Origin of the sequence: Enterobacter sp. DC1 (assembly GCF_000568075.1) — a bacterium.
GTDB lineage: Bacteria > Pseudomonadota > Gammaproteobacteria > Enterobacterales > Enterobacteriaceae > Enterobacter > Enterobacter asburiae.
In genome coordinates this window covers 212455-224549 of sequence record NZ_AZUA01000004.1, presented here as the reverse complement: position 1 = coordinate 224549, position 12095 = coordinate 212455, and the positions used below count along the sequence as shown (strand labels likewise).

At 57.7% G+C, this 12095-nt stretch carries 12 protein-coding genes; 8 read left to right on the top strand and 4 right to left on the bottom strand.

Going from position 1 to position 12095, the window contains the following annotated elements; genetic code table 11:
- The first annotated feature begins 100 nt into the window (after window positions 1-100).
- The 3 genes from P346_RS07660 (at window position 101) to P346_RS07670 (ending at window position 2214) form a co-directional block, all read left to right on the top strand.
- The gene (locus P346_RS07660; protein ID WP_003856556.1) at window positions 101-262 is read left to right on the top strand and encodes a DUF1328 domain-containing protein; all 162 of its coding nucleotides are present in this window, start codon (window positions 101-103) and stop codon (window positions 260-262) included.
- 120 nt (window positions 263-382) lie between these two features.
- Complete coding sequence (locus P346_RS07665) at window positions 383-1435, top strand: patatin-like phospholipase family protein (protein ID WP_032660816.1); 1053 nt, start codon at window positions 383-385, stop codon at window positions 1433-1435.
- A complete protein-coding gene (locus P346_RS07670; protein WP_032660813.1) occupies window positions 1432-2214 on the top strand; it encodes a TatD family hydrolase in 783 nt (260 codons plus the stop codon). The genes P346_RS07665 and P346_RS07670 overlap by 4 nt, the downstream gene beginning before the upstream one ends.
- On the opposite strand, the gene P346_RS07675 is transcribed toward P346_RS07670, so the two are convergent.
- Both P346_RS07675 and P346_RS07680 read right to left on the bottom strand, forming a co-directional pair.
- Window positions 2209-3069, bottom strand: a complete 861-nt coding sequence (locus tag P346_RS07675; RefSeq protein ID WP_032660811.1) for a YjjW family glycine radical enzyme activase — start codon at window positions 3067-3069, stop codon at window positions 2209-2211. The genes P346_RS07670 and P346_RS07675 overlap by 6 nt on opposite strands.
- Entirely contained in the window at window positions 3044-4591 is a 1548-nt protein-coding gene (locus P346_RS07680; protein ID WP_032660808.1) for a YjjI family glycine radical enzyme, read from the bottom strand. The genes P346_RS07675 and P346_RS07680 overlap by 26 nt, the downstream gene beginning before the upstream one ends.
- Window positions 4592-4853: 262 nt before the next feature.
- Between P346_RS07680 and deoC the strand changes: the two genes are divergently transcribed.
- The 4 genes from deoC (at window position 4854) to deoD (ending at window position 9192) form a co-directional block, all read left to right on the top strand.
- Complete coding sequence (gene deoC, locus P346_RS07685) at window positions 4854-5633, top strand: deoxyribose-phosphate aldolase (protein ID WP_032660805.1); 780 nt, start codon at window positions 4854-4856, stop codon at window positions 5631-5633.
- 109 nt (window positions 5634-5742) lie between these two features.
- Window positions 5743-7065: a thymidine phosphorylase gene (gene deoA, locus P346_RS07690; RefSeq protein WP_032660803.1), complete on the top strand. Its 1323-nt coding sequence runs from the start codon at window positions 5743-5745 to the stop codon at window positions 7063-7065.
- Between the two features lie 53 nt (window positions 7066-7118).
- Window positions 7119-8342 carry a phosphopentomutase gene (deoB, locus tag P346_RS07695; protein ID WP_032660800.1) on the top strand — a complete coding sequence of 408 codons (1224 nt, stop codon included), beginning with the start codon at window positions 7119-7121 and terminating at the stop codon, window positions 8340-8342.
- A gap of 127 nt (window positions 8343-8469) precedes the next feature.
- A complete protein-coding gene (gene deoD, locus P346_RS07700; protein ID WP_014068806.1) occupies window positions 8470-9192 on the top strand; it encodes a purine-nucleoside phosphorylase in 723 nt (240 codons plus the stop codon).
- 85 nt (window positions 9193-9277) lie between these two features.
- Here the strand turns inward: deoD and lplA are convergent, their stop codons facing one another.
- Together lplA and P346_RS07710 are read right to left on the bottom strand one after the other, a co-directional pair.
- The gene (gene lplA / locus P346_RS07705; RefSeq protein WP_032660796.1) at window positions 9278-10294 is read right to left on the bottom strand and encodes a lipoate--protein ligase LplA; all 1017 of its coding nucleotides are present in this window, start codon (window positions 10292-10294) and stop codon (window positions 9278-9280) included.
- A 39-nt stretch (window positions 10295-10333) separates the two neighbouring features.
- On the bottom strand, window positions 10334-10978 hold the full coding sequence (locus P346_RS07710) for a YtjB family periplasmic protein (protein ID WP_032660794.1): 645 nt from the start codon (window positions 10976-10978) through the stop codon (window positions 10334-10336).
- Between the two features lie 117 nt (window positions 10979-11095).
- Here P346_RS07710 and serB point away from each other — a divergent pair, with 117 nt between their 5' ends.
- On the top strand, window positions 11096-12064 hold the full coding sequence (gene serB / locus P346_RS07715; RefSeq protein ID WP_023310325.1) for a phosphoserine phosphatase: 969 nt from the start codon (window positions 11096-11098) through the stop codon (window positions 12062-12064).
- Window positions 12065-12095 lie beyond the last annotated feature (31 nt).

Sequence of the window (12095 nt, the reverse complement as noted above, 5' to 3'; positions counted from 1 at the left end):
AACCTGCGGGCGAAATAAGAACGACTCTGGAAAAACGCCGGTGAGTGACCTGAGCGCTCACGTTTAGCGGCCGACATTAACTATGGTAAAGGAGAAGCTTATGTTTCGTTGGGGCATTATATTTCTGGTTATCGCGTTAATTGCCGCCGCATTGGGCTTTGGTGGACTGGCAGGTACAGCGGCATGGGCAGCTAAAATTGTCTTCGTTGTGGGTATTATTCTGTTCCTGGTCAGCCTGTTTACGGGTCGCAGACGTCCGTAGCAAACGCAATATTCCTTCAACAAAATAAAGCCAGTCACTGTGACTGGCTTTTTCTTATTTGCGGAACAGGTCGGGTGCGTTACTGTGGTGTTATAAAATAATCAAAACAGGAAAGCAGAGGTGGGGCAACGAATTCCCGTTACGCTCGGCAATATTGCGCCGCTGACGTTAAAGCCGTTTCGCGCAGGCCAACTCGCGCTGGTCTGCGAGGGGGGAGGACAGCGCGGCATTTTCACCGCCGGCGTGCTGGATGAATTTATGCGCGCCCAGTTCAACCCCTTTGACCTTTACTTCGGCACCTCTGCCGGCGCGCAGAACCTCTCTGCCTATGTCTGTAACCAGCCCGGCTACGCGCGAAAGGTCATTATGCGCTACACCACGGCGAAAGAATTTTTTAACCCGGTGCGCTTTGTGCGCGGCGGCAACCTGATCGATCTCGACTGGCTGCTGGAGTCGACCTCAAGCCAGATGCCGCTGGCCATGGATACTGCCGCCCGTCTGTTTGATAGCGGCAAAGAGTTCTGGATGTGCGCCAGCCGGGGCGATGACTATTCGCCGGGCTATTTTTCTCCTCAGAAGGAGAACTGGCTGGACATCATCCGCGCCTCCAGCGCGATCCCCGGCTTTTATCGAACTGGCGCCCTGCTGGACGGCATTAGCTATCTGGACGGTGGGATCAGTGACGCGGTGCCGGTGCAGGAAGCCGCCCGGCGCGGGGCGAAAACCATTGTGGTGATCCGTACCGTACCGTCGCAAATGTATTACACGCCGCAGTGGTTTAAACGGATGGAGCGCTGGTTGGGCGACAGCAGCCTGCAGCCGCTGGTGAACATCGCGAAGCAGCATGAAATCACCTACGGCGCGATGCAGCGCTTCATTGAAAAACCGCCGGGTAAGCTGCGTATTTTTGAAATCTATCCGCCTAAGCCGCTGCTGAGCATGGCCCTGGGCAGCCGCGTTCCTGCGCTGCGCATGGATTACAAAACGGGGCGGCTGTGCGGGCGCTATTTCCTGGCGACGGTAGGGAAAATGCTGGCGGAGCAACCGCCGCTTCATCGCCATAAACGCATTATTATGCCGCCTGCGATTGTCGCCAACGACGTTCTGACGATGCCGCTGGTGGATATTCCGCAGGCGAATGACGCTTTACTGGATAACGAGGATCTGGCGTGACGCACCGCTTTGTCGATACCCACTGCCACTTTGATTTCCCGCCGTTTACGGGGGATGAAGCGCAAAGCATTGCGAAAGCGGCCGAGGCAGGCGTTCAGGCCATCATTGTGCCGTCAGTGGAAGCGGCCTATTTTTCCCGGGTGCTGGATCTTTCCACGCGGCACTCCGCGCTCTATGCCGCGCTCGGCCTGCATCCGATTGTGATTGAGCGGCATCTTGATGAGCACATTGAGAGGCTTGATGAGGTCCTGCAGACCGCAGGAGACAAACTTGTCGCCATCGGTGAGATCGGCCTCGATCTTTATCGCGAGGATCCGCAGTTTGAGCGCCAGCAGACGATCCTCGACGCGCAGCTCAGGCTGGCGAAGCGCCACGATCTGCCGGTGATCCTCCATTCAAGACGCACGCACGATAAGCTGGCGATGCACCTGAAACGCATCGATCTGCCACGCAGGGGCGTCGTGCACGGTTTCTCCGGCAGCCTGCAGCAGGCGCAGCGTTTTATTGAGCTGGGCTATAAAATCGGCGTCGGTGGCACCATCACCTATCCGCGCGCCAGTAAAACCCGGGACGTGATGGCACAGCTGCCGCTGTCGGCGCTTCTGCTGGAAACCGACGCGCCGGATATGCCGCTGAATGGTTTTCAGGGCCAGCCGAATCGCCCGGAACAGGCGGCGCGCGTGTTTACCACCCTGTGTGAACTGCGAAAAGAGCCTGAAGAGGTGATTGCCGACGCGCTGCTTGAAAACACTCGTTCGGTATTTGGCATCACGCTATAGGTAAAGCGCCGGACGGATCACCGTTATCTTCTGTTTTTCCAGCGCCCGCGCCAGCGGTTCAACGTCCTCGGGCGTGGCGCTGCGCCATGATGCCGCCTCACCGTAAACGCCATGCGCATGAAATGCGTTGATGCGCACCGGCACATTCCCAAGCCCGTGGATAAAGGTCGTTAGCGGTTTGAGATGTTCCAGGTAATCACACTGCTCCGGAATAACCAGCAGGCGGAGTTCCGTCAAACGGTGACGATCTGCCAGCCAGCGGATGCTCTGCTTAATCAGCGGGTTTTCGCGCCCGGTCAGGAAGCGGTGATGCTCGTTCCCCCACGCCTTCAGATCCAGCATCGCGCCATCCAGTACCGGCAGCAGTTTTTGCCAGCCGGTTTCGCTTAACAGACCGTTGCTGTCTACCAGACAGGTGAGGTGATGCAGGGCGGGATCGGCTTTGATCGCGTTGAACAGGGCGATCACAAACGGCAGTTGCGTTGTGGCTTCGCCGCCGCTGACGGTGATCCCTTCGATAAAGGGTGCGGATTTGCGGACCTGGGTGAGGATTTCTTCCACGCTGAAGCGGTGCGCCATAGGCGTTGCCTGCTGCTGGCACAGGTGCAGGCAGGTGTCGCACTGGTGGCAGTCACTCTCCTGCCACCAGACGCGTCCGGCCTGAATCGTCAGCGCGTCGTGCGGGCAGTGGGGCACACAGTCCCCGCAGTCGTTGCAGCGGCCGATCGTCCACGGGTTGTGGCAGGTTTTGCAGCGCAGGTTGCAGCCCTGCAGGAACAGCGCCAGGCGGCTGCCCGGCCCGTCCACGCAGGAAAAAGGAATGACCTGACTAACTAAAGCGCATCTGCTGTTCATGGCTAACCACGCGCGGCTGACGTTCCAGAATACGGGTATTGCGTGCGGCCTCTTCTCCCAGCCACGTGGTATTGGTGCGCGATCCGGCTTCCCGGTATTTCTCCAGATCCGATAATCGCACCATATAACCGGTCACGCGGACCAGATCGTTACCCGCTACGTTGGCGGTAAATTCCCGCATTCCCGCCCTGAACGCGCCCAGGCAAAGCTGAACCACCGCCTGCGGGTTGCGTTTTACCGTCTCCTCCAGGGTGAGAATATCGCTGATTCCGGAGTGATAATGTTTGTGGTGCGGCGCGACGGCCAGCAGATGGCTGATGGGATCCGGTTCGTCGCCGTAGGGCAGGCGCGCGCCCGGCGTGGTGCCCGAGTCGGAGCTGATCCCCGACTGCGCGTGCAGCATCGCGCGGTGCTTCCAGCCGTGTTTCACCGGCGTGTTTTCCACAAACGCCGCAAGCTGTTCGCTGATTCGATAGCCGAGCGCGTTGGCCTGCTCGTCTTTTCCGTAACGGCCTTCAATGCCCTCCTTTTCACAGAGCGTATTCACCGCTTCCGCCAGGCCGTACATGCCAAACATCGGCACAAACCGATCCGCATCAATCAGCCCCTCTTTGACCAGGAAGCTATTCTCAAAGAAGCCAGATTGCTCGTACAGAAAACCGCAGCGCGCATCGATGATGGCCATTTGCTGCTGGCAGTAGTGCGGGAGCGTGCGGGTGAAGAAGTCCTCAATGGATGCGCTGCGTTCAGCAATGGCTTTGAGGTTAAGGCGCACCAGGGTGCTGCCACCGCCTGCAAGCGGCAGGGAGTTGTAACAACTCACCACGCCGTAACGGCCTTTTGTGAAAATTTTATCATTCATCGGGCCGTTAGAAATATGCGGTTTGCTGCATTCACATATGTTTTTTGCCACCTCAAGCAGCAGGTTGTCCGGGGTGATATCGGGATCGTAGATAAAGGTCAGGTTCGGTGCGACCTGCTTCAGCTCTGCGTCGGCACGCAGAATGGCACGGGTGATGGGGCCGTCAGCAGGCCCGATGTTTGCGTGCATAAACGCATCCGGCAGCGTGCGGTCGAGATAGCGCCAGAAACGTTTTATTCGGCTATCGATCTCTTCTTGTGTTAGAATTCTAACATGTGGAGTTAATATCGCATCAAGCTGACCGAGATAGACCGGCATCGATGTGACGGACGGAACATGATGGTAGAGGATGGTTAACAGCGAGAGGGCGTCGTCGAGATCTTTCGCCCCTTCCAGCTCCAGCCATTCTGAACCGTTAGCCAGAAATTTTGCGTAATCCGGCAGAACGTAACGGGGTTTGTAAGGCGAATGGCCTTCGAACATGTCGCAGATAAAACCTTCGTCCAGCGCGGCTCGTGCGACCTCAGGAAGCGCCGGATAAGGCAGGTTGTTCTCCGCTTCCAGCGCCAGAAAATGACGTTTTTGTTCCGGAGTTAACACCGGGCTTGTCACAATGTGCTGGCAACGTTGTTGCAGGGCGTCGGGGCTGGAGTGGGGCATATTCGCTTCCTTGAGTGTTCTGCGGATGATGAACGGATTGTAGGAAGCCAGCCTGTCGGGGCTTTTGATCCGACAGGGGGTATCGCTGCTTTAGTCGGCAATTTACGCGCTAAAGTTTGAATAAGATCTCATTACAGTGATGCAAATTTGTATGCAGTTTTCATTAACTGTGATGAATGTCGAAGTGTGGATGCGGGTGAATGTTAGAATACTCACAGACCCGCAAGGTAAAATTTATACGGCACTGCCGTTGGAGAATGTTATGACTGATTTAACTGCAAGCAGCCTGCGCGCGTTGAAACTGATGGACCTGACCACCCTGAACGATGACGACACCAATGAAAAAGTCATCGCCCTGTGCCATCAGGCGAAAACGTCGGTGGGTAACACCGCAGCCATCTGTATCTACCCGCGCTTTATCCCGATTGCCCGTAAGACGCTGAAAGAGCAGGGTACGCCGGACGTGCGCATTGCAACCGTAACTAACTTCCCGCATGGCAACGATGATATCGAGATCGCGCTGGCAGAAACCCGCGCGGCAATTGCCTACGGCGCAGACGAAGTGGACGTGGTATTCCCGTACCGCGCGCTGATCGCCGGCAACGAGCAGGTCGGTTTTGACCTGGTGAAAGCCTGTAAAGACGCGTGCGCGGCGGCAAACGTGCTGCTGAAAGTGATCATCGAAACCGGCGAGCTGAAAGAAGAGGCGCTGATTCGTAAGGCGTCTGAAATCTCCATCAAAGCCGGGGCGGATTTCATTAAAACCTCTACCGGTAAAGTGCCGGTGAATGCGACCCCGGAAAGCGCGCGCATCATGATGGAAGTGATCCGCGACATGGGCGTGTCCAAAACCGTTGGTTTCAAACCCGCGGGCGGCGTGCGTACCGCCGAAGACGCGCAGCAGTTCCTGGCGATTGCCGACGAGCTGTTTGGCGCCGACTGGGCCGATTCCCGTCACTACCGCTTCGGTGCGTCCAGCCTGCTGGCCAGCCTGCTGAAAGCGCTGGGTCACGGCGACGGTAAGAGCGCAAGCAGCTACTGATTGCCTGACAATGCCGGATGACGCTTCGCTTATCCGGCCGACAGGATCGTAGGGCGGGTAAGCGTAGCGCCACCCGCCACAACTCCCCCGATTCCGCATGGAGGTTACCGTGTTTCTCGCACAAGAAATTATTCGTAAAAAACGTGATGGTCATGCATTAAGCGATGAAGAGATCCGCTTCTTCATCAACGGCATTCGTGATAACACCGTCTCAGAAGGGCAGATTGCGGCTCTGGCGATGACCATTTTCTTCCACGATATGTCGATGCCTGAGCGCGTGTCGCTGACCATGGCGATGCGAGATTCAGGAACCGTTCTGGACTGGAAAAGCCTTAACCTTAACGGCCCGATCGTGGATAAACACTCCACCGGCGGCGTGGGCGACGTGACGTCCCTGATGCTCGGCCCAATGGTGGCAGCCTGTGGCGGTTACATCCCGATGATCTCCGGGCGTGGCCTGGGCCACACCGGCGGTACGCTCGACAAACTGGAAGCCATTCCGGGCTTCGATATCTTCCCGGACGACAACCGCTTCCGCGACATTATTAAAGACGTTGGTGTGGCGATTATCGGCCAGACCAGCTCTCTTGCTCCGGCAGACAAGCGTTTCTACGCGACCCGCGACATCACCGCGACCGTTGACTCCATCCCGCTGATCACCGCCTCTATCCTGGCGAAGAAACTGGCAGAAGGGCTGGACGCGCTGGTGATGGACGTGAAGGTCGGCAGCGGCGCGTTTATGCCGACCTATGAACTTTCTGCTGCGCTCGCAGAAGCGATCGTTGGCGTCTCCAACGGCGCGGGCGTGCGCACCACCGCGCTGCTCACCGACATGAACCAGGTGCTGGCCTCCAGCGCCGGTAACGCCGTCGAAGTGCGTGAAGCGGTGCAGTTCCTCACCGGTGAATACCGCAACCCGCGTCTGTTCGACGTCACCATGGCGCTGTGCGTTGAGATGTTAATCTCCGGCAAGCTGGCCAAAGACGACGCAGAAGCCCGCGCGAAGCTGCAGGCGGTGCTGGACAACGGCAAAGCGGCGGACATTTTCGGCCGCATGGTTGCAGCCCAGAAAGGCCCGACCGATTTCGTCGAAAACTACGCGAAATACCTGCCAACCGCGACGCTCAGCAAAGCGGTGTATGCCGATAGCGAAGGCTTCGTTTCCGCTATGGACACCCGTGCGCTGGGCATGGCGGTGGTCTCGATGGGCGGCGGACGTCGTCAGGCATCGGACACTATTGATTACAGCGTCGGCTTTACCGATATGGCCCGTCTGGGCGACAGCGTTGACGGTCAACGTCCGCTGGCGGTGATCCACGCCAAAGACGAAGCCAGCTGGCAGGAAGCAGCTAAAGCGGTGAAAGCGGCAATTACGCTTGACGATAAAGCACCGGAAACCACACCGACTGCCTATCGCCGTATCACCGAATAGCGGTATACTGATCTGATCGATAATTTTTGAAGCACTACGTACGGAGAACAATTATGAAACGTGCATTTATTATGGTGCTGGACTCATTCGGCATCGGCGCAACCGAAGATGCAGAACGTTTTGGTGACGTGGGTTCCGATACCATGGGTCACATCGCGGAAGCCTGTGCAAAAGGCGAAGCGGACAACGGTCGTAAAGGCCCTCTGACTCTACCCAACCTGACCCGCCTTGGTCTGGTGAAAGCGCATGAAGGCTCTACCGGTAAAATCGCAGCCGGTATGGACGGCAACGCGGAAGTCGTGGGCGCCTACGGCTGGGCTCACGAGCTCTCCTCTGGTAAAGACACCCCGTCTGGCCACTGGGAAATCGCCGGTGTGCCGGTGCTGTTCGACTGGGGTTATTTCTCCGATCACGAAAACAGCTTCCCGCAGGAGCTGCTGGACAAGCTGGTGAAGCGCGCCAACCTGCCGGGCTACCTCGGCAACTGCCACTCTTCCGGTACCGTGATTCTGGATCAGCTCGGCGAAGAGCACATGAAAACCGGCAAGCCGATTTTCTACACCTCTGCAGACTCCGTGTTCCAGATTGCCTGCCACGAAGAGACCTACGGCCTGGATAAACTCTACGAGCTGTGCGAAATCGCCCGTGAAGAGCTGACCGAAGGCGGCTACAACATCGGCCGCGTGATCGCGCGTCCGTTTATCGGCGACAAAGCGGGTAACTTCCAGCGTACCGGTAACCGTCATGACCTGGCCGTTGAGCCACCGGCACCGACCGTGCTGCAGAAGCTGGTTGAAGAGAAAGACGGTCACGTGGTTTCCGTGGGTAAAATCGCGGATATCTACGCCAACTGCGGCATCACCAAAAAAGTGAAAGCCACCGGTCTGGATGCACTGTTCGATGCCACCATCAAAGAGATGAAAGAAGCGGGCGACAAGACCATCGTCTTCACCAACTTCGTGGACTTCGACTCCTCCTGGGGCCACCGTCGCGACGTAGCGGGCTATGCGGCCGGTCTTGAGCTGTTTGACCGCCGTCTGCCGGAGCTGATGGAGCTGGTGGGTGAAGATGACATTCTGATCCTGACCGCGGACCACGGCTGTGACCCAACCTGGACCGGTACCGACCACACCCGTGAGCACATTCCGGTGCTGGTGTACGGCCCGAAAGTGAAGCCGGGCTCGCTCGGTCACCGTGAAACCTTCGCGGACATCGGCCAGACTATCGCGAAATATTTTGGTACGTCTGACATGGAATATGGCAAGGCCATGTTCTGAATCATGATGGGTGCGGGCTGATGCCCTCACCCCGGCCCTCTCCCACAGGGAGAGGGAGAACAGAATGTAGGCCGGGTAAGGCGGTAGCCGGCACCCGGCAAAAACAACAATGTAAAAGGAACTGAAGATGGCAACTCCTCACATTAATGCAGAAATGGGTGATTTCGCTGACGTCGTATTGATGCCGGGCGACCCGCTGCGTGCGAAGCACATTGCAGAAACTTTCCTGGAAGACGTGCGTGAAGTGAACAACGTTCGCGGCATGCTGGGCTTCACCGGTACCTATAAAGGCCGCAAAATCTCCGTTATGGGCCACGGTATGGGTATCCCATCCTGCTCTATCTACACCAAAGAGCTGATCACCGACTTCGGCGTGAAGAAAATCATCCGCGTAGGCTCCTGCGGCGCGGTGCGTATGGACGTTAAGCTGCGCGACATCGTTATCGGTATGGGTGCCTGCACCGATTCCAAAGTTAACCGCATGCGTTTCAAAGACCATGACTTCGCGGCGATTGCTGACTTCGGCATGGTGCGTGACGCGGTTGACGCGGCAAAAGCGCTGGGCGTTGACGCGCGCGTGGGTAACATCTTCTCTGCTGACCTGTTCTATGCACCGGACGGCGGCGAGATGTTCGACGTGATGGAGAAATACGGCATTCTGGGCGTGGAAATGGAAGCGGCGGGTATCTACGGCGTCGCGGCTGAGTTTGGTGCGAAAGCGCTGACCATCTGCACCGTGTCTGACCACATCCGTACCCACGAGCAGACCACTGCTGCCGAGCGTCAGACTACCTTCAACGACATGATCAAAATCGCGCTGGAATCCGTTCTGCTGGGCGATAAAGAGTAAGAGCTGTTGTGCCGGGTGGCGGCTTCGCCTGACCCGGCCTACGGTTTTGTAGGCCCGCTAAGCGCAGCGCCAGCGGGCTTTTTTACTAGCGCACGGCCTGCGCAATCCATGCTGACACATCCCTTAACTCTTTCTCCTGCTCCGGGAAATCTCCGATCAACGCATCGCATTCCTGCTGCAGCATATCTGCCCTGTACAAACAGCCCTGCAAACGTGCCGCCAGCGCCTCTAAAGGTGCCGGGTTCAGGCTATCGGTAAACACCTGCGTGCGGGTGATATGGCCTTTCTCCACGTCAAAATGCAGCTCCACGCCGCCCCAGGTAAAACGCTCGTCCAGCAGATGGGAAAAAGCAGGAGCCTGACCGAAGTTCCACTCCCAGCTGCTCTGGCGGGCGAAGGTTTCGGCGAAGTTGGGCAGGTCAGGGCTTTTGTCAGGGGAGATGACTTCTGCTTTCACGCGCTCGCCGTAATGTTCAAAGAACGCGTCACGGATCGCATCGCAAATCTGCTCGTGCGTAATGCCCGGCAGCAGTTCCACCAGATTTGCCACGCGTCCGCGCACGGAGGTAATTCCTTTGGCCTGGAGCTTTTTCTTATCAGGATTCAGGTAATTAGCCAGACGGCTCAGATCGGCGTTCAGCAGCAGGGTGCCGTGGTGGAAGCCGCGATCCATGGTTTCGCGGTAGGCGGAGCCGGAGACCTTCCGGTCGCCCTCGGGGGTTTTCACCACCAGATCGTTACGCCCGGACGCTTCCGCCGTCACGCCGAGTGAATTGAGCGCGTTGAGGACGATGGACGTTGAGATGGTTTTGTCGTATTCCGGTTTGCCCGCCATAAAGGTAAAGCAGGTATTGCCCAGATCGTGAAACACCGCGCCGCCGCCGCTGCTTCTGCGTGCGAGACGGACGTTGTCCTCTTCCATACGCCGGGTGTTGCACTCTTTCCACGGGTTTTGCGCGCGGCCGATGACCACCGTATCGGCGTTACGCCAGAGAAACAGTACGCGCTGGGTGGCGGGCATCTGGCGGAAGATGCACTCTTCTACCGCGAGATTAAACCAGGGATCGTAAGAGTCAGAGATAAGCAGGCGTAACGTCGTCATGGCAAAGTTCCTTTTCCGAATCGTTCGCCTACTTTATCACTAATCTTTCTTCTCGCTCTCTTCGTCTTCGGGGACGGATTTGCTGGCGGTCAACAGGAACGGGGATTGCTGCCAGCGCGAGCGCTTGCCGCGAAGCAGGGTGCGCGCCAGCACAACGCCGATGGCGAGTGAAAGCAGCAGCATCAGGCGCAGAATATTGGTGGTATTATCGACCTGTTTGGCTTCAGTAGGCAGGGTGTGGGTATCGAGGGTCAGGCGCAGATAGCCCAGCGGGCCATTCTTCCCCTGAATAGGTTCGACGATCTGCTGGTTAAAATAGCCTCCGGCTTTTTTACCGTCCAGCGCCAGCCTGTCGCGCACGTCGACGTGCTCGCCCGCGCGGGCAATCAGGTTGCCTTGCTCATCATAGACGCCGGCATCAAGAATGCGGCTGTTCTCCGTGAGCAGGCGTAAAACCTGGCCTATCCGCTTCTCGTCCGGCGTTTCGGTACGCATGGACGGCGCGACGTTGAGCGTCACCTGGCGCGCCAGCGTACGGGCCAGCTCTTCAAACTGCGGGTTGCGTTGCCGTTGATGGTTCTGGCTAAACCACGATGCCCCTTGCATCAGCACCACTAATAGTGCGAGACAGGAAAGGACAATCACGGCGCGATGAAGCCGGAATTTCAGTTTTGCGCGAGCCATATTCCACCTGCTGAAAATTTACGGCTTAATGTTGCCAGAAGTGATGGTTACAGGGTAGCCTCATGCGTTATTTTCCCTCTGCAACCTTCCGGCGCGAACGAAATTACAGGAGCTTTAATGCCGAACATTACCTGGTGTGACCTGCCAACGGATGTCTCTTTATGGCCAGGATTGCCGCTCTCTTTAAGTGGCGATGAGGTGATGCCTCTGGATTACCACGCCGGTCGTAGCGGCTGGCTCCTCTACGGACGCGGTCTGGATAAGCAACGCCTGACCCAGTATCAAAGCAAGCTGGGTGCGGCGATGGTCATCGTCGCCGCCTGGTGCGTGGAAGACTACCAGGTTATTCGCCTGGCGGGCTCCCTGACGCAGCGCGCAACGCGTCTGGCGCATGATGCCGGGCTGGACGTCGCGCCGCTGGGCAAAATTCCGCATCTCAAAACCCCGGGCCTGCTGGTGATGGACATGGACTCAACCGCCATTCAGATCGAGTGTATTGACGAGATTGCGAAGCTGGCGGGCAGCGGCGAGCTGGTTGCGGAAGTTACCGAGCGTGCGATGCGCGGCGAGCTGGACTTTACCGCCAGCCTGCGCCAGCGCGTGGCGACCCTGAAAGGGGCCGATGCCAACATTCTGCGCCAGGTGCGCGACGTGCTGCCGCTGATGCCAGGGCTGACGCAGCTGGTGCTGAAGCTGCAGTCCCTCGGCTGGAAAGTGGCGATCGCCTCCGGTGGCTTCACCTTCTTCGCGGATTACCTGCGGGAAAAACTGCATCTGACCACCGTGGTGGCCAATGAGCTGGAGATCATGGACGGCAAGCTGACCGGCCAGGTGATCGGCGATATCGTAGATGCCCAGTACAAAGCCAATACGCTGACGCGTCTGGCGGAAAAATATGAAATTCCGGTCGTCCAGACCGTCGCCATCGGAGACGGCGCGAACGACCTGCCGATGATCAAAGCCGCCGGGCTGGGCATTGCCTACCATGCCAAGCCAAAAGTGAATGAAAAGACGGAAGTCACTATCCGTCACGCTGACCTGATGGGGGTGTTCTGCATCCTCTCCGGCAGCATTAATCAGAAATAACGGTCCGCTTTGTAGGCCGGGTAAGCGTAAG